This window comes from Kitasatospora hibisci (genome assembly GCF_043950205.1).
Lineage (GTDB): Bacteria > Actinomycetota > Actinomycetes > Streptomycetales > Streptomycetaceae > Kitasatospora > Kitasatospora hibisci.
The window spans coordinates 2,013,337-2,031,686 of the sequence record NZ_CP171642.1; the positions used below are offsets into that span (position 1 = coordinate 2,013,337).

Consider the following 18,350-nt stretch of genomic DNA (forward strand, 5'->3'; position numbering starts at 1 on the left):
ACCCGATGATCACGACTCGGCACGCGCCCTAGTCCGGCGGCGGACCCGGGGCCTCGCGGGGGAGGCGGGCCGCGACCGGCGCGCCGGCGGCGACCAGCACAGCCGTCAGCAACAGCGCCGCCCGGTAGGGACCGGGCTCGGCCGCGTGGGCGCCGTCCGCTGCGAGAACGCCGACCAGGGCGGCCGTCGCGGCGATGCCGAGGGCCCCGCCCAGGGTGCGGACGATGGTGAAGAGGCCCATCGCCCGGCCCATCGCGGGCGGCGGCACATCGGCGAAGCCGGCGATCTGCAGGGTGAGCACCGCGGTGCCGAGGACCAGCCCGATGCCGAACATCAGCGCCCGGACCGCCCAGGCGTTCCCGCCGACGCCGGGGACGGCGAGCGCGGCCAGCACGAGGGCGGCGAGGAGCAGCGCCGGCACCGCGAGCCGGCGCGGGCCGATCCGGGGCAGCAGGCGGTCCACCACCTGGGATGCGGCCATCAGGCCGATCGCCTCCGGGAAGACGCTCAGCCCGGCGTCCAGGGCGGAGCCGCCGAGGGCCGCCTGGTGGAGCAGCGGGAAGACGAACAGCGCGCCCATCAGCCCGGCGGAGGTCAGCAGGGCGAGCCAGGTGGCCGCACCGAAGACCCGGTCGGCGAGCAGCCGGAGGTCCACCAGCGGCTCTTCGGCCTGCAGTTGGTGGCGGACGGCGGCGCCGAGGAGCAGGAGGCCGAGCACCGCGGCGGTGGCGACGGCCGGGGAGGACCAGCCGTGTGCCGGGCCGAAGCCGAGCGCGTAGGTGAGCAGGGCCAGGCCCGGGGCGGCGAGCAGGAGGCCGGCGGTGTCGAAGCGGCCGGCCTGCTCCTCCTCCCCTGCGGGCAGACCGAGCAGGCCGGTCAGGACGGCGGCCACGCCGATCGGTACGTTCACCAGGAAGAGCCAGTGCCAGGAGAGGTGTTCGGTGAGGAAGCCGCCGAGCGGCGGCCCGAGGGCGGGCATCAGCGCGGTCGGCACGATCAGCACCTTTCCCAGCCCGGCGCGCTCGTGCGGGGCGAAGGCGCGGAAGAGCAGGGTCATCCCGACCGGGGTGAGCAGCCCGCCAGCGACGCCCTGGACGGCCCGGGCGGCGGAGAGCAGACCCAGGCCGGGCGCGGCGGCGCAGAGCGCGGAGGCGAGTGTGAAGCCGGCCAGCGCGGCGAGGAAGACCCGCTTGACGCCGTACCGGTCGCCGAGCCGGCCGGCCGCCGGCAGCCCGAGGGCGAGGCCGACCAGGAAGGCGGTCTCCACCGCGTTGGCGGCGGACACCGGTCGGCCGAAGTCCTCGGCGATGGTGAACAGCGCGGGGTTGACGATCGTCGAGTCCAGGCCGTTCATGCACATCGCGGCCGTGTAGACGACCACCACCGCGACGCGCCCGGCGAACCGGGGGCGCGCCGCGGGGGCCGGGGCTGCGGCGCCGGTCACCGTACCGGGCACAGGTCGGTCCAGTGGGCGGTGATCCAGTCCAGGGCCTCGGCGCGCGGGCAGGGCCCGTGGGCGGCGGTCCAGCCGGCCGGGACGGCGGCGAAGGCCGGCCAGAGCGAGTGCTGGCCCTGGTCGTTCACGAGGGCGAGGAAGTCGCCGTCGCCGTCGAAGGGGTTGGCGGGGGCGTCACTCATGGGTGGCGTTCTCCAGGGTTGCGAGGTGTTCGGCGACCACGCGCGCGATGCGCGCGATCGGCTCGGGCAGGGTCATGTCCTTGTGCGAGCAGGCGACGTCGGTGTGGTGGATCCGGCCGGCCGTGTAGGGGGCCCAGAGTTCGGGCACCAGGGCCTCGTCGATGGTGTCGACGGTGGCGCGGAAGAACAGCACGTCGCCCTCGAAGCGGCGGTGGTCGTAGCCGCGGACCAGGTGGTTGGTGTTGAGGTAGATCCGGTTGAGCGCCTCGACCGTGGCGTCGTCCAGGCCGGCCAGCGGGCTGCCCTCGCGGCGCAGCAGCTCGGTGACGTGGGCGAGTTCGAGCGGGCGGCCGTCGAGGTCCGCGGGGCCGTAGCCGCCCATGGTGAGCAGCGCCTCCAGTGCCTCGGCCTGGTCGGGCACCGGCAGCTCCCGGAAGCCCTCGGCGGGGTAGGCGTCGAGGACGGCCAGCAGCTCGACGGCGCAGCCGAGTTCCTGCAGTCGCACGGCCATGGCGTGGGCGATGATGCCGCCGGTGGACCAGCCGAGCAGCCGGTAGGGGCCGTCGGGCTGGACCCCGCGGAGCCGGTCGACGTAGTGGTCGGCCAGCTCCTCCAGGGTGCGCGGCAGCGGCCGGTCGGCGGTGGCGGCGCCGACGCCCTGGGCCTGGAGGCCGTAGATCGGCACGTCGGCGGGCAGGTGGCGGATCAGGCCGGTGTAGCACCAGCTGAGGCCGCCGGCCGGGTGGACGGCGAACAACGGGGCCCGCTTGCCGGGGGCGGCGGGCCGCAACGGCAGCAGGACGTCCAGGGCGTCGGCGCGGTGGACGTCCGCGGACAGGGCGGTGTCGAGGGCGGCCGGCGTCGGGGCCTGGAAGAGGGCGCCGATGCCGACCTCCAGGCCGAGGACGGCGCGGATCCGGCCGGCCAGGCGGACGACCAGCAGGGAGTGGCCGCCGAGGGCGAAGAAGTCGTCCTCGGGGCCGACCGCCGGCCGGCCCAGCACCTCGGCGAAGAGCTCGCAGAGCTGCTGTTCACGCGGGCTGCGCGGGGGGCGTCCGCCGCCGCCGGCGGGGGCGTCGGGGGCGGGCAGGGCCCGGCGGTCGAGCTTGCCGTTGGCGGTCAGCGGCAGCTGTTCCAGCAGCACGACCGCGGAGGGGACCATGTGGACCGGCAGGTCGGCGGCGGTGTGGGCGCGCAGTTCGTCGGCGGTGGGCTGCGCGCCGCCGGCGGCCGCTGCCGGCACGGCGTAGCCGACCAGGCGCTTGTCGCCGGGCGCGTCCTCCCGGACGATCACGGCGGCGTCCGCGACGCCCGGGTGGGCCGCCAGCACGGCCTCGATCTCGCCGAGCTCGATCCGGAAGCCGCGGATCTTGACCTGCTGGTCGGCGCGGCCGAAGTACTCCAGGACGCCGTCGGCGCGGCGGCGGGCGAGGTCGCCGGAACGGTACATCCGGGTGCCGCGCTCGCCGAACAGCCCGGCGTGCGGGTCGGCGACGAAGCGTTCGGCGCTGAGCGCGGGGCGGCCGAGGTAGCCGCGGGCCAGGCCGGCGCCGGCCACGTACATCTCGCCGGTGACACCGGGCGGGACGGGCTGCAGGTGCGGGTCGAGCACGTAGACGCGCAGGTCGGGGATGTTGACGCCGATGGTGCTGCCGGCACCGGCGGCGGCGCTCGCCCGGTCGAGGGCGATGTGGGAGACGTGCACGGTGGTCTCGGTGATGCCGTACATGTTGACCAGGACGGGCGCGTCGTCGGCGTGCCGCTCGTACCAGTCGTCCAGGCGGCCGAGTTCGAGTGCCTCGCCGCCGAACACCACGTAGCGCAGGGAGAGTTCGCGGCCGGGTTGCTCCCGGTCGGCGGCGCTGAGCTGGTAGAAGGCGGACGGGGTCTGGTTGAGCACGGTGACCCGTTCGCGGGCGAGCAGGTCGAGGAAGGCCGCCGGGTCCCGGCTGACCAGGTGCGGGACGACGACCAGGCGGCCGCCGTGCAGCAGGGCGCCCCAGAGCTCCCACACCGAGAAGTCGAAGGCGTAGGAGTGGAAGAGCGTCCAGACGTCCTCGGCGCCGAAGCCGAACCAGTGGTCGGTGGCGGTGAACAGCCGGACCACGTTGTGGTGGGTGACCGGGACGCCCTTGGGCCGGCCGGTGGAGCCCGAGGTGTAGATGACGTAGGCGACGTCGTCGGCGGTGAGCGGCCGGGTGCGCTCGTGCTGGGCCAGCGGGGTGGCCGGGTGGGCGTCCGGCTCGCCACCGTCGACCAGGATCCGCGGCGCCCCGTGGGCGGGGAGGCGGTCGGCGGTGGCGGTGTCGGTGAGCAGCGCGGCGGGCGCGGCGTCGGCCAGCATGTAGGCGAGCCGGTCGGCCGGGTAGTCCGGGTCGAGCGGCAGGTAGGCCGCACCGGACTTGGCCACGGCGAGCAGGGCGGTGACGAGTTCGAGTGAGCGCGGCAGGGCGAGCGCGACGATGGTGCCGGGTCCGATGCCGCGGGCGGCCAGCAGGCGGGCCAACCGGTCGGCTCGGGCGGAGAGTTCGGCGTAGTCGAGGCTGTCGCCCCGGTGGCTGACCGCGGTCGCGCCGGGGTTGGCGCGGGCGGCGGCCTCGAACAGCTCGGGCAGGGTGGCGCCGGCGGCGGTGGCGACCGGGGTGCCGTTCCACTCGACCAGGGCCCGGCGCCGTTCCTCCGCGCTGATCAGCGGGAGCAGGCCGATCGTGGTGTCGGGTGCGGTGGCGGCGGCGGTGAGCAGCCTGGCGAGCCGGTCGGCGAGCGCCTGCGCGGTGGCCCGGTCGAACAGGTCGGTGCGGTACTCCAGGAAGCCGGTGATGCCGCCGCCGGGCCGCTCTCCCGCGTTGAGGGTGAGGTCGAACTTGGCGGTGCCGGAGGGCGCGGCGGCGATCCGCGCGGTGAGTCCGCCGCCCATCGCGAACTCCGCGTCGGGGACGCTCTGCCAGGCCAGCATGACCTGGAACAGCGGGTGCCGGGCCAGCGAACGGGGCGGGTTGAGCTCCTCGACCAGCCGGTCGAAGGGCAGGTCGGCGTGGTCGTGGGCGGCCAGCACGGTGGCCCGGACCCGGTCCAGCAGCGCGCGGAAGGTCGGGTCGCCCGAGGTGTCGGTGCGCAGCACGACGGAGTTGACGAAGTAGCCCACCAGGGCGGCGGTCTCGTCGCTGTCGCGGCCGGCGACGGGCGTGCCGACGGGGATGTCGGTGCCGCAGCCGTGCCGGGTGAGCAGCGCCGCGAGGCCGGCCTGGACGGCCATGAAGACGGTGGTGCCGGTGGCGCGGGTGAGCGCCGCCAGCGCGGCGTGGGCGGCCGGCTCCAGAGTGAACGGCACGGTGGCGCCGTGGTGTCCGGCGACGGCCGGGCGCGGCCGGTCGGTGGGCAGGTCGAGCTGGTCCGGCAGGCCGGCGAGGGTCTTGCGCCAGTGGTCGAGCCTGCGGACGGCGAGCGGACTGGGCGCCTCGGCGGTGCCGAGCAGTTGTCGCTGCCAGGCCACGTGGTCGGCGAACCGGACGGTGAGCGGAGGCAGTTCGGGCTCGCGACCGGCGCTCCGGGCGGTGTAGGCGGCGGCCAGGTCGCGGGCCAGCGGGGTGGTCGAGGCGCCGTCGCCGGCGATGTGGTGGAGCAGCAGGAGCAGGGTGTGTCCGCCGTCCGGTTCGGCGAACAGCGTGGCCCGCAGCGGCGGTTCGGCGGCGAGATCGAAGGCGTACCGGACGGCCTCGGCGAGCGAGTCCCCGTCGTGCAGCGGGACGGCGGCGGCCGGCAGGACGCGCTGGTACGGCTCGCCGTCGGCGGGCTCGACGCAGACGCTGCGCAGGGTCTCGTGCCGGTCGGCGAGGTCGGTGACGGCGCGGGCCAGGGCGTCGCGGTCGAGCGGGCCGGTGAGGGTGAGGAGCAGCGGGATGTTGTAGGTGGGGCTGGGGCCGTCGAGCCGGTGCAGGAACCAGAGCCCGCGCTGGGCCGGCGAGAGCGGGAGCCGCCCGGTGCGCGGCACCGGCACCAGGGCCGGGCGCGGTTCGGGCGCCGAGCGCTCGCGCAGCAGGGCGGCGAGGGCGGCCGGGGTGGGGTGGCGGAAGACGTCGGCGAAGCCGACCGCCGTGCCGAGGGCCTCGCGCAGGCGGGCGGCCAGCCGGCCGGCCAGCAGCGAGTGGCCGCCGAGCTCGAAGAAGGAGGCGGACCGGCCGGGGGCCTCGGACAGGCCCAGGACGGCGGCGAACAGACCGCAGACCACCTCCTCCTGCGGGGTGGCCGGCGCGTCGCCGGCCGCCGGCGCGTCGGCGGCCGGCTCGGGCAGGGCGCGCTGGTCGAGCTTGTCGTTGCCGGTGCGCGGGAGCTCGTCCAGGACCAGGACGGCCGCGGGCACCATGTGCTCGGGCAGCCGTTCCGCGAGGGCGGCGCGCAGCGCGTCCGGGTCGGGCGCGGTGCCGGGAGCGGGGACGGCGTAGCCGAGCAGCCGCTTGCCCTGCGGGCCGGTCCGGGCGATCACCACGGCCTGCGCCACGTCCGGGAGCCCGCCGAGGACGGCGGCGATCTCGCCTGGCTCGATCCGGAAGCCGCGGATCTTCACCTGGTCGTCGGCGCGGCCGAGGAACTCCAGGGTGCCGTCGGCGCGGCGGCGGGCGAGGTCGCCGGTGCGGTACATCCGGCCGCCGGGCGGGCCGAACGGGTCGGCGAGGAAGCGCTCGGCGGTGAGGTCGGGGCGGCCCAGGTAGCCGCGGGCCAGGCAGGCGCCAGCCACGTAGAGCTCGCCGGGGACGCCGTCGGGGGCGGGGCGCAGCGAGGCGTCGAGGACGTAGGCGCGGGAGCCGCGGACCACCCGGCCGACGGGGGTGCCGTCCGGTCCGGGGGTCCAGGAGTAGGCGTCGACGGTGGTCTCGGTGGGCCCGTAGAGGTTGAGCGGGGCGAGGCCGTCGACGGCGGTCAGCCGCCGCCAGAGGGAGTCGGGGGTGGCCTCGCCGCCGACCACGAGCACCGCCGGTCGGTGCCGCCCCTCGTCCAGCAGCCCTTCGGTGAGGAGGACTTCGAGGTAGGAGGGGGTGACGTCGAGGTAGTCGATCCGCTCCCGGTCGACGTAGCGGGCCAGGGCGGCCGGGTCGCGGTAGGTGTCGTCGTCCAGCAGGTGCAGTTCGTGGCCGTGGACCATCCACAGCACCGGGTCCCAGGAGGCGTCGAAGGCGAACGAGGCGCTGTGGGCGACGCGCAGCCGGGTGCGGCCGGTGCGGGCGAGGGCGGGGGCGATGTGGTCCCCGCCGTGGCCGGCGTGCAGGTTGGCGAGCGAGGCGTGGGTGACCACGACGCCCTTGGGGCGGCCGGTGGAACCGGAGGTGTGCAGCAGGTAGGCGGCCTGTTCGAGGGCCGGCCCGGGGAGGGGCCGCAGGGCCTCCGGCGAGGGGGTGGGGAGCGGGGCACCGGGCAGCAGCCCGAGTCCGGCCCGGACGGCCGGGTCGTCGAGGACGACGGCGGGCCGGCCCGGGCCGTCGAGGCCGTCCGCACCGCCCGGGAGCGCCGCGAGGGCGGCGGCGGTGCCGACGGCGCAGACCGGGCGGGCGTCGGCCAGGATGTCCGCGATCCTCCGGCGCGGGTGGGCGAGGTCGAGCGAGAGGCAGGCGCCGCCGGCCTTGAGCACGGCGAGCATGGCGACGAGGGTGTCGGCGCTGCGCGGCAGGGCGAGCGCGACCGGCCTCCCGGCACGCACCCCGAGGGCGGCCAGGCGGTGGGCGAGGCGGTCGGCGGCGGCGTCCAGCCCGCCGAAGGTGAGCACGGAGGCGCCGCACCGCAGGGCGACGGCGTCCGGCGTGCGGGCGGCCTGCTCGGCGAAGAGCGCCGGCACGGTCCGGGTGACGGCGGGTTCGTCGCGGCCTGCCGTGGCACGGCGCAGAGCGTCGGCGTCCAGCAGCTCGATGCGGGCGATCGGCGTCTGCGGGTCGGTCAGCAGCAGTTCCGCGAGCCCGTCGAGGTAGCGGAGCAGGCCATCCCGGTGGGCGGCGAGCGCGTCGGTGGCGTAGCGCGCCGGATCGGCCTCCAGAAGGAGGCGCAGGGCGCCGTCGGGCCCGGGCGAGACGGCGAGGGCCAGGTCGTCGACCGGGCCGGCGGCGAGGTTGCGGACGGTGCCGGGCAGGCCGGCCAGGTCGAGGTCGCGCTCGAACGCCTTGATGTTGACCATCGGGCCGAACAGGGCGCGCCGCTCGCCGGTGAGGGCCAGGTCGCGGCGCAGGTCCTCCAGCGGGTAGCGCTGGTGGCGGCGGACGGCGCGGAGTTCCAGGACGACGCGGCGCAGCAGGCCGGCGGCGGTGTCCCGGGGGCGGACGGCGAGGCGCAGCGGCAGCACGTTGGCGGTGGCGATCGGGGTGCGCAGGGCCGCCGGGCCGCGGCGGTTGGCCAGCGGCAGGCCGAGCACGACGTCCTCGGTGCCGGCCAGGCGGTGCAGGTAGCCGGCGGTGGCGGCGATGACCAGCTCGGCCCAGGTGGCCCGGACGGTGCCGGCGGCGCGCTCCAGACGGGCGAGCGTGCCGGCGGGCAGTTCCGCGGCCAGGCGCGCAGGTCCCCCGGCGGCCTCGGCGGTGGGGGCGCCGGCGGCGGGCATCACGGCGAGCGTGGCGGGCGCCTCGGCGTCGGCCAGCCGGTCGCGCCAGAACGCCCGGTCCGCGGCGTGGTCGGCGCTGTCGCGGTAGGCGGCCTCCTCGGCGGCGACCTCGGCCGGGGTGGCGAACGTGCGCCCGCCGGGCCGCGCCCCGGCGACGTGGGCGGTGTACAGCTCGGCGACCCGGTCGCCGATCAGGGTGAGCGCGTAGGCGTCCACGGCGAGGTGGTGGACGCGCCGGTACCACCAGTGGCGGTCCTCGCCGAGCCGGATCAGGGCCTGGGCGAACAGCGGGCCCTCGGCGAGGTCGGCGGGCCTGGCCAGGTCGGCCCGCATCCAGGCCTCGGCCTCGGCGTCCGGGTCGGCGGCGGCGCGCAGGTCGAGCCGGTGCAGCGGCCAGGGGCGGCCGGGCCGCAGCCGCTGGCGCGGGGCTCCGTCCTCGGCGGCGACGACCACCGCGCCGAGCGCGTCCGCCTCGCCGACGGCCTGCCGGAGGGCGCCCTCGAAGAGGTCGGCGTCGAGCGGGCCGGCGATCTCGACGGCGTCGCCGGTGTTGTAGACCGGGCTGCCGGGGTCGAGCGCCTGGGCGTACCAGATCGCCGCCTGGGTGGCCAGCAGCGGTACGTCGGCGGCGGGATCGGCGACGGGGTCGGACGCGGCCTGGTGGGGACGCATGGTTCTGAGAGCTCCTCGGGTCCGGCGAACGGAACGCCTACTTAGGTTAGCCTAAGCTATCTTCATATCGTCTGGTCAACCGCCCGTCATAGCACGGGCCCTGACGCCTCCGGAGGCGCCGATGTCCCCCTTGAACGCGAACCCGGCCGGCCCCGGGACCGCACCCGAGACCGCTGCGGAGGCGCGCGGGGACACGACCGCGGGCGGGGGCGGTGCAACCGGCACGGCTCCGGCCGCCGCGGGTACAGCCGAAGCGGGCGCAGCCGCCGGAGGCGTGGCCGCGCTCGAACGGGCCGGCCTCAAGGCCGCCGTGCGCGAGCGCGTCCACGCGCACCGCGACGAGCTGCTCGCACTCGGCCGCCGCCTCCACGCCCACCCCGAGACCGCGTTCGAGGAGCACCGCGCCGCCGCCTGGTGCGCCGAGCTGCTGCGCGACCACGGCTACACGGTCACCGCGCCGGCGCACGGCCTGCCGACCGCGTTCACCGCCACGACCGGCTCCGGCCCGGTGACCGTCGCCCTGGTCTGCGAGTACGACGCCCTGCCCGGCCTCGGCCACGCCTGCGGCCACAACCTGATCGCCGCCGCCGGCCTGGGCGCCGCGCTCGGCCTCGCGCCGTACGCGGACCGGCTCGGGCTCACCGTCCGGGTGATCGGCGCCCCGGCCGAGGAGCGCGGCGCCGGGAAGGCGCTGCTGCTGGACGCCGGGGCCTTCACCGGCGTGGACGCCGCGATGATGGTCCACCCCTGCCCGGTCGAGGTCGCCGACTTCCGCTCCTTCGCCCTCGGCACCCTCGCCGTCCGCTACACCGGACGCGCCGCCCACCCCAGCCTCAACCCGCACGAGGGCCGCAACGCGGCCGACGCACTCACCGTCGCCCAGGTCGCGCTCGGCCTGCTGCGCCAGCAGTTGCCGCCGCACTGGAGGGTGCACGGCATCACCACGGCCGCCGGGACGGCCCCCAACCTGATCCCGGACACCGCCACCGCCGAGTACGAGATCCGCGCCTCGGCCGCCGAGGACCTGGCGGAGCTGCGCACCCGGGTGGAGGACTGCTTCCGTGCCGGCGCCCTGGCCACCGGCTGCGAGGCCGAGCTGACCCGGCCGGAGCCGGACTACCTGGACTTCCGCAGCGACGCCGGCCTGCTCGCGCTCTGGCGTGCCAACGCCCGCGCGCTGGGCCGGCCGGAGCCGGTCGAGAGCGGCCCGTTCGCCTGCACCGACATGGGCAACGTCTCGCACGTGCTGCCCGCGATCCACCCGGTGCTGGACATCACCGGCGGCGCCTGTGCACCGCACGAGCCGGCCTTCGCCGAGGCGGCCGTCTCCCCCGAGGCCGATCGCGCCGTGCTGGACGGCGCGATCGGGATGGCGTGGACGGCGGCCGACTTCGCGGCCGTCCACGCGGGCGCGGCCGGCAGCTGACCGACCCGCCCCGGCGCCGGGTCAGCCGCGTCCGAGCAGGACGTGCACCGGCGCCGGGCCGGGCTCCGGGAGCAGGCCCCCGAGCACCGCCGGGGCCGCCCGCAGCGCGGTGACGCCCAGCTCCCGGACCAGCCCGCCCACGTCGGCCGGCCGGTCCGGGCCGGCCAGCACCAGCGCCGCACCGGCCCGCAGCGGCCAGAAGAACTCCCAGAGCGGAAGCCCAAGTTGCAGCACCCGGTCGCCCGGTCCGAGCCGGTGGGCGGCCTGCAGCCCGCGCACCCGCCGGTCCGCCTCGCCGTGCGTCAGCGCGACGCCGGCCGGCCGGCCGCCGGGGCCGTAGCCCAGGCAGAGCGGGTGCTGCGGCGTCAGCGCGCGCGGCGGGTCGGTGGCCAACGCGGCCGCCAGCTCGGCCGGTCCGGGCCGGACCGCGCCGGGCACACCCTCCCCCAGGACGGCGACCGGCTCGGCGTCGGAGCACAGCCGGGCCAGCCGGCCGGGGGCGTCATCCGGGTCCAACGGCAGGTACGCCGCACCGGACTTGGCAATCGCCAGCAGCGCCGGCACCACGTCGGCCGGGCGGGCGAGCGCCAGGCCGACGACCGTGCCGGGGCGGGCGCCGAGGCCCGCCAGGTGCCGCGCCAACCGGTTGGCGCCCGCGTTCAGCTCGCCGTACGAGACCTGCGTGCCGTCCGCGAACACCAGCGCGGGCGCTCCGGGCGTCCGGGCGGCCTGCGCCTCGACCGGGCCGACCACGGTGGTCGGCGGCCGCTTCACCGTCGCGGTGCCCCGCGTCGGCACGTCGGCCGGGTCCATCAGGACGCGCCCAGCAGCTCGGCCCAGGCCGCCACGGCCGGCCGCTCGGCCAGCTGCGGAAAGGAGACCTCGGCGCCGTCCGCCCGCCACCGCTCGGCCAGGACCATCAGCCGGACCGAGTCCAGGCCCCAGTCGACCAGGTTCTCGTCCGGCGGGATGTCCGCCGGGTCCTCGCCCAGCAGGTCGGCCACCTCGGCCCGGATGCGCTCCACGGTGAAAGCCATGCCAGCCACTTCCCACTTCCCTTCGAGATGAGTCGAGTTCGGCGTCGTCGCCGGATCAGGCGGCGCCGAGGACGGCGTCCGCGGTGGTGACCACGCCGCACCGGCCGGCCACCCAGGCGAGCGCGGCGCGGTGCTCGTCCGCGCCGAAGTCGGCGACCGCGTCGGCCACCACGAAGGCCTCGATGTCGCGCATCCAGGCGTCGCAGGCGGTGGCCTGCACCCCGATGTGCGCGTAGACGCCGGTGATCACCAGCTGGTCGCGGCCCCGGGCGCGCAGCAGCTCGGCCAGTTCGGTACGGACGAAGGCGCTGTACTTCCACTTCGTCAGCAGGACGTCCCGCTCGCCCGGGGCGACGGCGTCGGCGACGGCCGCCGCACGCGGGTCGTCCGGGATACCGGGGCCCCAGAAGTCCTGCTGGAGGCCCCGCTGTTCCGGGCTCTGGCCGCCGGGCTGCGCCGAGTAGACGACCGGGACGCCGAGGCGCCCGGCCTCCTCGCGCAGCCGGTTGACGTTGGCGAACAGCTCGGTGACCGGCTGCGCGCCGGTGTCGAAGGCGTCCAGGAAGTGGTTCTGCAGGTCGTGCACCAGCAGCACGGCGCGCGACGGGTCGACCGTCCAGGCGACCCGGTTGGCGGGCAGCTCGCCGGCGGCGGGCATGGGATAGGAGGGGATGCGGGGCAGGCCCACGGCGGTGCTTCCTTCGGTCTCAGGGGGTGGTGAGGGTGGCCGCGACGGCGGCCCGCAGGTCCTTCTTGCTGACCTTGCCGATCCCGGTGGCGGGGAACGCGTCGACGAACTCCACCCGGTCCGGCACCTTGTAGTCGGCGAGCCCGCGCTGTCGTACGAACCGCTTCAACTCGACCGGCTTCGGAGGACGTTCACGGTCGCTCGCGTGCAGCACCACGTACGCGCAGGTGCGCTCGCCGAGGTAGGGGTCGGGCATCGAGACCACGGCCGCGTCGTGCACGGCCGGGTGGGCCAGCAGGTGGTTCTCGATCTCCTCCGCGGCGACCTTCTCACCGCCGCGGTTGATCTGGTCCTTCGCCCGTCCCTCGACCACGAGGTGACCGGTGGCGGTGCGCCGGACGAGGTCGCCGGTGCGGTAGAAGCCGTCCGCGGTGAAGGAGCCGCGATTGTGCTCGGGCGCGTTCCAGTAGCCGCGGATGGTGTACGGGCCGCGGGTGAGCAGGTGGCCGGTGGCGCCGTCGGGCAGGTCACGGTCCTCGTCGTCGACCACCCGGACCTCGTCGTCGGGGGAGATCGGCCGCCCCTGGGTGGTGACGATCACCTCCTCCGGGTCGTCCAGCCGGGTGTAGTTGACCAGGCCCTCGGCCATGCCGAACACCTGTTGGAGCGTGCAGCCCAGCACCGGGCGGACCCGGCGGGCCGCCTCCTCGCTGAACTTGGCGCCGCCGACCAGCAGCACCTCCAGGCTCGCCAGCCCGGTCGGCTCGCCCGCCGCCGTCCGCCGCTCGGCGGCGTCCAGCCAGAGCAGCGCCAGCGGCGGTACGAGGCCGGTGATGGTCACGCGCTCGCGCTCGATCAGCGGGAACGCCGCCTCCGGGCCGGGCTGCGGGCAGAGCACCACCCGGCCGCCCGCGTACAGCGTGCCGAGCGAACCCGGCGAGCTGAGCGGGAAGTTGTGCGCGGCCGGCAGCGCGCACAGGTAGACGCTCCGCTCGTCCTGGCCGCAGATCTCCACCGAGCCGCGCAGCGAGTGGATGTAGTCGTCGTGGGTGCGCGGGATCAGCTTGGGCACGCCGGTGCTGCCGCCGGACAGTTGCAGGAAGGCGACGTCCTGCGGCTGCGGTTCGGTGGTCGGGCCCGGGCCGTCGATCGGCACGTCGGCCAGCCGGACGTGCTCCCCCGGGTCCTCGCCGGCCACCAGCAGCAGGCGCAGTGACGAGGACTCCGCCTTGATCCGGTCGGCCAGTCCGCGGTAGTCGAATCCGCCCTCGACGGCCGGGAGCACGTAGCCGGCCGCGCCGGTGAAGGAGCAGAAGTAGGAGATCTCGGTGTAGCGGTGGGCGGGCAGCGCGAAGACCGGCAGGGCACCGATCCGGAAGAGCGCGAAGACCACCTCGAAGAACTCGGCCACGTTGGGAAGCTGGACCACCACCCGGTCGCCGCGGCCGATGCCGCGGGCGAGCAGGCCGGCGGCCATCCGGTCGGCGCGACGGTCGAGTTCGGCGTAGCTCCAGTGGCGCGGGCCGCCGACCCCGTCGGGGCTGCCCGGCCCGGCGGGGTCGGCGGGGTCGGTGATCGCGATGCGCTCGCCGTGGGCGGCGGCGCGCTCGCGCAGCATCCGGCCGAAGGTCTCGCCGCGCCAGTGACCGGCGGCCCGGTAGCGCTCGGCGAACTCCGCCGGGTAGGGGGTGAAGCCGGCCAGCACCTCGGCCATCGGGTCGGCGGCCGAGCCGGCGGTGACGCCGCCCGGCAGCGTACCGGACGGCTCGCCGAACGCCCCGGCGCCCGTCACGTCGTTGCTCCCGGCGCTCATCGCGGCACCCCCGCGGCATCCAGGAAGGTCCGGAACTTGGCGCTGGTCTCTGCGAGTTCGGCCTCGGGGCGGGACTCGGCGACGACACCCGCCCCCGCGTAGACCCGCAGGGTCCGCTCGTCCGCCTCGGCGCAGCGCAGGGTGACCACCCACTCGCCGTCGCCGTCCGCGTCGCCCCAGCCGACCATGCCGGCGTAGAGGCCGCGGTCGAAGGGCTCGATCTCACCGATCGCTCGGCGCGCCAGCGGCGTCGGCGCGCCGCAGACCGCCGGGGTCGGGTGCAGTGCGGTGGCCAGCTCCAGCGCGGAGACGGCCGGATCGGCCAGCTCGGCGGTGATGGTGGTGGCGAGGTGCCACATGGCCGCGGTGCGGACCAGGGTCGGCCGCGCGGGCACGTCCAGCGTGCGGCAGTACGGGGCCAGCGCGGCGCGGATCGCGTCGACCACGACCGCGTGCTCGTGCAGGTCCTTGGGCGACTCCAGGAGCGCGGCGGCGCGGCGCACGTCCTCGCCGAGGTCGGCGCTGCGCGGCACCGACCCGGCCAGCGGGTTCGCCAGGACGGCCGTGCCGCGGCGGGAGAGCAGCAGTTCGGGGCTGGCGCCGATCAGCGTCCGTCCGGAGCCGGCCGGGACGGCGAAGGTGTAGCCGCCCGGGTCACGGCGGGCCAGTCTCTGGAGGATCGCGGGCAGGTCGAGCGGGCGGCCGGCGGTCAGCTCCAGCGTGCGGGCGAGCACCACCTTGTCCAGCTCGCCGGCCCGCAGGCGCCGGACGGCCTCCGCGACGCCGGCGCCGTAGGCCTCCGGGGCGGGGACGGAGCGGACCTGCCACTCGGCCCGGTCGGTGGTCGGGGCGGGCAAGGCGATCAGCGGGTCGTCGCGCAGCGCGCCGCAGCGGCGGAGCCGCGCGGGCACGGCCAGTTCGGCGCGGCTGTCGTGGTCGAACGCCACCGCACCCACCACCAGGGGGTGTTCGACGCCGTCCCGGCGGGCGCGAGCGAGCGTGTCGGCGACCCGGACGGGCAGCGGGCGCCCGTCCTGCGGCACCCGCACGTGCACGCCGTCGGTGAGCAGCGTGCGGGTCGGGGAGGCGAAGAACGCCTCGTCGGGCGCGGCCCGGTACTGGCCCAGCAACCCGCTGGCCGCGCCGATGACGGTGGGGTCCGTCCCGGCGGGGGCGTGGTGCACCGTGGTCACCTGGATTCTCCAGTCTTCGAATGGCCGCCGGGCGCTGCTCGCGGCACCGGCCGGCGGGTGGCGGGGTGGTGGGGGGACCGGCGCGGAGCCCGGGCCGGGGTGCGGGCGGGACGGTCCGAGCGCACGGCGGGACCGGGCCGGGCGGGGAGGCCGCCTCCGGGGCGGCGGCTTCGCGGCGCGGCGCTGCCGCGGACGGCAGCCGTGCGGGTCAGGCCCGCAGGGTGGCGCCGCCGTCCACGTACAGGTCGTGCATGGTGATGTGCCGCGCCCGGTCGGAGACCAGGAAGGCCACCGCCTCGGCGATGTCCTCGGGTCGGGCGATCCGGCCGAGGGGGATGCCCACCCGCCAGCCGGCCGGATCGCCGTCGACGACCCGCCGTTCGGCGGCCTCGGCGTCGTCGCCCCAGAGCGCGCGCTGCATCTCGGTGTCGGTGGAGCCGGGCGAGACGATGTTGCAGCGCACGCCCGAGCGGGCCAGTTCCAGGCCCAGACAGCGGGTGAACATGGTGGCCGCCGCCTTGGAGGCCGCGTAGGCGGCCATGCCGGCGCGCGGCACCCCGGCGGCGTTGGACCCCACGGTGACGATCGCCCCCGAGCCGCGCGCCGCCATCCGGCCGCCGACCGCCCGGCAGGTGTGGAACACGCCGGTGCTGTTGACGGCGAAGGTGTCCGCCCAGTCCTGGTCGGTGAGTTCGACGGCGGGCGAGGTCCGCAGGATCCCGGCGACGTTCACCAGGACTCCGATCGACCCGAGTCGGCGTTCGATCAGCTCCACGGTGGACTCGACGGCCGCCGCGTCGGTGACGTCCAGCACGTACGGGCGGACGGAACCGCCGAGCTCCTCCGCCAGCGCGGCGAGCGGGCCCGGGTTGCGGTCGACCGCGGCGACGACGGCCCCCGCGGCGGAGAGCGCCCGCACCACGGCGGCGCCGATGCCCTGCCCGGCGCCCGTCACCACGGCAGTGGTGCCGACCAATTCCGACTGCAGCACAGGAAATCCCCTCCGACCAGCAACGTTAGGCAAGGCTAACCTAACACAGTTGTTCGGGTGCGCCGAGGGGTCGCGCGGACTCCTGCGGGGTCGTCAACCGGCGGCGGCGGGGCGGATCCCGGCCCGGAGCGATGGACGCCCGCAACAGTAGACGCAACGTTGCGTCCAGTGTTAGCGTCCCGATCGAGTAAGGGAGACGCAACGTCGCGTCCACTTTCACCGCCCCACTCCCCGAGGAGCTCCGTGACCACCACCCCGCCGCCCCGCACCGGCCCGGCACCCGAGACCGCCGGGCCTGCGCCGTCCGGGTCACCGCCCCCCTCCGCCGCACCCGACCCGGCTGCCCGGCCGAGCCGCACCGACCCGCTGGCCCGGGCCGCCATCGCCCTCGCCTTCTGGGTGACCATGGCCGGCACCACCGTCCCGACCCCGCTCTACCCGCTCTACCAACACGCCTTCGGCTTCTCACCGTTCACCGTCACGGTGATCTTCGCGGTGTACGCCCTCGGCGTCGTCGCAGGCCTGCTCACGCTCGGCCGCCTCTCCGACGGGATCGGCCGCCGCCCGGTCCTGGCCGGCGCCCTGCTGCTCGCCGCCGGCGCCGCCGGACTCTTCGAGGCCGCCGACTCACTGCCCTGGCTGCTCGCCGCGCGCGTCCTCTCCGGCCTCGCCGCCGCCCTGGTCACCGGTGCCGCGACCGCCGCACTGCTCGACCTCGCCCCGCCCGAGCGACGTCTGCGCGCCCAGACCGTGGCGCTCGCCGCCAACATGGGCGGCCTGGCAGGCGGCACCCTGCTCTCCGGCCTGCTGACCACCTGGGTCGGCACCGACGCACCGCTACGCCTGCCGTGGACGGTGACGCTCGCCCTGACCGCCGTGGCCCTGATCGCGCTGCCGGCCGTGCCCGAGACCGTGAGCTCCCCGGCGGGGTTCCGCCTGCGCTTCCAGCGGCTGCACGTCCCGGCCGACGTCCGGCCCGCCTTCGTGTGCGCCGCACTGACCGGCGGTTCGGGCTTCGCCGTGCTCGGCGTGCTGACCTCGGTCAGCGGCCTCTTCCTGGCGACCGTCCTGGACGTCCACAGCCCCGCGCTCACCGGCCTGGTCGTCTGCCTGGCGTTCGCCAGCACCGCCGTGGGCCAGTTGCTCACCCGGGTGCTGCCCGGGCCCCGCGCGCTGCCGGCGGCCTGCGCCGGTCTGGTCCTGGCGTCCGCACTGATCGCCACCGCGCTGTTCACCGCCACGCTCGCGCCGCTGCTGGCAGGCGCCTGCATCAACGGCCTCGCCACCGGCACCGCCGTCGGCACCGGGCTCGGCACGGTGAACGACGGCGTCGCACCGCAGCGGCGCGGCGAGGCGGTCTCCACCTTCTTCGCCGTCCTCTACACGATGCTCTCGGTGCCGGTGGTCGGCGTCGGCGTCCTGGTCCATGCCACCGACCTGCGCACGGCCGGCGTCACGTTCAGCGCACTGGTCGCCGTGCTCGCCCTCGTGGTCGCGGCCGGTCTGCTCCGCCACCGGGCGCGATCGGCGGCCGGTGTCCCCGAGGCGTCGTGAGCGGGGCGTGAGAGGATGGCCCCGACCGGCCCGCCCGACCACCGCGCAAACCCCGTACGCACCGCACGACTCGCCCACAAGGACGCCAGTACCATCGCCGCCCAGCCCAGCCGCGCCACCGGGAACGACCGGAGCGCCGACAGCAGCGCCACCGGCAGCACCGGCAGCCGCAGCACCGGCAGCCGCCGGAGCGAGGCCGCGCGCCTGGCCGTGCTGAACGCCGCGGACGACCTCCTGGTCGAGTACGGCTTCGAGGCCCTCACCATCGAGGGCATCGCCGCCGCGGCCGGGGTCGCCAAGCAGACGATCTACCGCTGGTGGAAGTCCAAGGTCGACATCCTCTTCGACAACCTCGTCCTGGACGCGGGGACCGCCCTCGCCTGGCCCGAGCACCCGTCCGGCCCCGCCGACGTACGCGCGTACGTCCACCGCTTCGCCGCCTTCCTCGGCGAGGAGCCGGCCGGCCGGGTCCTCCAGGCGCTCCTCGGCCACGCACAACTCGACCCGCGTACGGCGGAGTTGCTGCACGGCGGATTCCTCGACGAGCTCCGCGCCCGGGACGTCGCGCACGTCCGCACCTGCCTGGCCCTCGCCGACGACGACCGGGCGGCCGTCGTCCTCGACGCCGTCCTCGCCCCGCTCTACCACCGCGCCCTGGTGCTGCGCCGCCCGCACGACACCGCGTTCGTCGACGCGCTGCTCGACCGGCAGCTCGACCGGCAGCCCGCGCGCTGACCCCTTCCCCTCCCACCTCCGGC

General features: G+C 76.5%; 12 protein-coding genes. 3 read left to right on the plus strand and 9 right to left on the minus strand.

The window, feature by feature from the left end; all coding sequences use genetic code 11:
- Window positions 1-28 precede the first annotated feature (28 nt).
- Genes ACF9IK_RS08575 through ACF9IK_RS08585 form a run of 3 tightly spaced genes read right to left on the minus strand, consistent with a single transcriptional unit; the run spans window position 29 to window position 8,890 of the window.
- Window positions 29-1,444 (minus strand): DHA2 family efflux MFS transporter permease subunit, encoded by a 1,416-nt coding sequence (locus tag ACF9IK_RS08575; RefSeq protein WP_395293648.1) that lies wholly within the window; start codon window positions 1,442-1,444, stop codon window positions 29-31.
- Window positions 1,441-1,638 (minus strand): MbtH family protein, encoded by a 198-nt coding sequence (locus tag ACF9IK_RS08580; protein WP_238862329.1) that lies wholly within the window; start codon window positions 1,636-1,638, stop codon window positions 1,441-1,443. The genes ACF9IK_RS08575 and ACF9IK_RS08580 overlap by 4 nt, the downstream gene beginning before the upstream one ends.
- Window positions 1,631-8,890, minus strand: coding sequence for an amino acid adenylation domain-containing protein (locus tag ACF9IK_RS08585; protein ID WP_395293649.1), 7,260 nt, complete (start codon window positions 8,888-8,890; stop codon window positions 1,631-1,633). Before ACF9IK_RS08585 ends, ACF9IK_RS08580 begins: the two co-directional genes overlap by 8 nt.
- Before the next feature lie 274 nt (window positions 8,891-9,164).
- Between ACF9IK_RS08585 and ACF9IK_RS08590 the strand changes: the two genes are divergently transcribed.
- On the plus strand, window positions 9,165-10,316 hold the full coding sequence (locus ACF9IK_RS08590) for a M20 family metallopeptidase (RefSeq protein WP_395293650.1): 1,152 nt from the start codon (window positions 9,165-9,167) through the stop codon (window positions 10,314-10,316).
- A 21-nt stretch (window positions 10,317-10,337) separates the two neighbouring features.
- Here ACF9IK_RS08590 and ACF9IK_RS08595 read toward each other — a convergent pair whose 3' ends face one another.
- The 6 genes from ACF9IK_RS08595 to ACF9IK_RS08620 all read right to left on the minus strand — a co-directional run bounded on the left by ACF9IK_RS08595 (window position 10,338) and on the right by ACF9IK_RS08620 (window position 16,071).
- Window positions 10,338-11,129 (minus strand): AMP-binding protein, encoded by a 792-nt coding sequence (locus ACF9IK_RS08595; protein WP_395293651.1) that lies wholly within the window; start codon window positions 11,127-11,129, stop codon window positions 10,338-10,340.
- Window positions 11,129-11,353 carry a phosphopantetheine-binding protein gene (locus ACF9IK_RS08600; protein ID WP_395293652.1) on the minus strand — a complete coding sequence of 75 codons (225 nt, stop codon included), beginning with the start codon at window positions 11,351-11,353 and terminating at the stop codon, window positions 11,129-11,131. The genes ACF9IK_RS08595 and ACF9IK_RS08600 overlap by 1 nt, the downstream gene beginning before the upstream one ends.
- A gap of 55 nt (window positions 11,354-11,408) precedes the next feature.
- A complete protein-coding gene (locus tag ACF9IK_RS08605) occupies window positions 11,409-12,041 on the minus strand; it encodes an isochorismatase family protein (RefSeq protein ID WP_395293653.1) in 633 nt (210 codons plus the stop codon).
- 19 nt (window positions 12,042-12,060) lie between these two features.
- Entirely contained in the window at window positions 12,061-13,755 is a 1,695-nt protein-coding gene (locus tag ACF9IK_RS08610; RefSeq protein ID WP_395298509.1) for a (2,3-dihydroxybenzoyl)adenylate synthase, read from the minus strand.
- A 95-nt stretch (window positions 13,756-13,850) separates the two neighbouring features.
- A complete protein-coding gene (dhbC, locus tag ACF9IK_RS08615; RefSeq protein ID WP_395298510.1) occupies window positions 13,851-15,053 on the minus strand; it encodes an isochorismate synthase DhbC in 1,203 nt (400 codons plus the stop codon).
- A 202-nt stretch (window positions 15,054-15,255) separates the two neighbouring features.
- Window positions 15,256-16,071, minus strand: coding sequence for a 2,3-dihydro-2,3-dihydroxybenzoate dehydrogenase (locus tag ACF9IK_RS08620; RefSeq protein ID WP_395293654.1), 816 nt, complete (start codon window positions 16,069-16,071; stop codon window positions 15,256-15,258).
- Between the two features lie 210 nt (window positions 16,072-16,281).
- Here ACF9IK_RS08620 and ACF9IK_RS08625 point away from each other — a divergent pair, with 210 nt between their 5' ends.
- Window positions 16,282-17,592, plus strand: coding sequence for an MFS transporter (locus ACF9IK_RS08625; protein ID WP_395293655.1), 1,311 nt, complete (start codon window positions 16,282-16,284; stop codon window positions 17,590-17,592).
- A gap of 15 nt (window positions 17,593-17,607) precedes the next feature.
- Entirely contained in the window at window positions 17,608-18,327 is a 720-nt protein-coding gene (locus tag ACF9IK_RS08630; protein WP_395293656.1) for a TetR/AcrR family transcriptional regulator, read from the plus strand.
- Window positions 18,328-18,350: the final 23 nt, after the last annotated feature.

Excerpts from the sequence above, each read along its gene's own strand:
- ACF9IK_RS08580 (WP_238862329.1), bottom strand. The coding sequence starts at position 1,638 with ATGAGTGACGCCCCCGCCAACCCCTTCGACGGCGACGGCGACTTCCTC.
- ACF9IK_RS08585 (WP_395293649.1), bottom strand. The coding sequence starts at position 8,890 with ATGCGTCCCCACCAGGCCGCGTCCGACCCCGTCGCCGATCCCGCCGCC.
- ACF9IK_RS08595 (WP_395293651.1), bottom strand. The coding sequence starts at position 11,129 with ATGGACCCGGCCGACGTGCCGACGCGGGGCACCGCGACGGTGAAGCGG.
- ACF9IK_RS08600 (WP_395293652.1), bottom strand. The coding sequence starts at position 11,353 with ATGGCTTTCACCGTGGAGCGCATCCGGGCCGAGGTGGCCGACCTGCTG.
- ACF9IK_RS08610 (WP_395298509.1), bottom strand. The coding sequence starts at position 13,755 with ATGGCCGAGGTGCTGGCCGGCTTCACCCCCTACCCGGCGGAGTTCGCC.
- ACF9IK_RS08630 (WP_395293656.1), top strand. The coding sequence starts at position 17,608 with ATGGCCCCGACCGGCCCGCCCGACCACCGCGCAAACCCCGTACGCACC.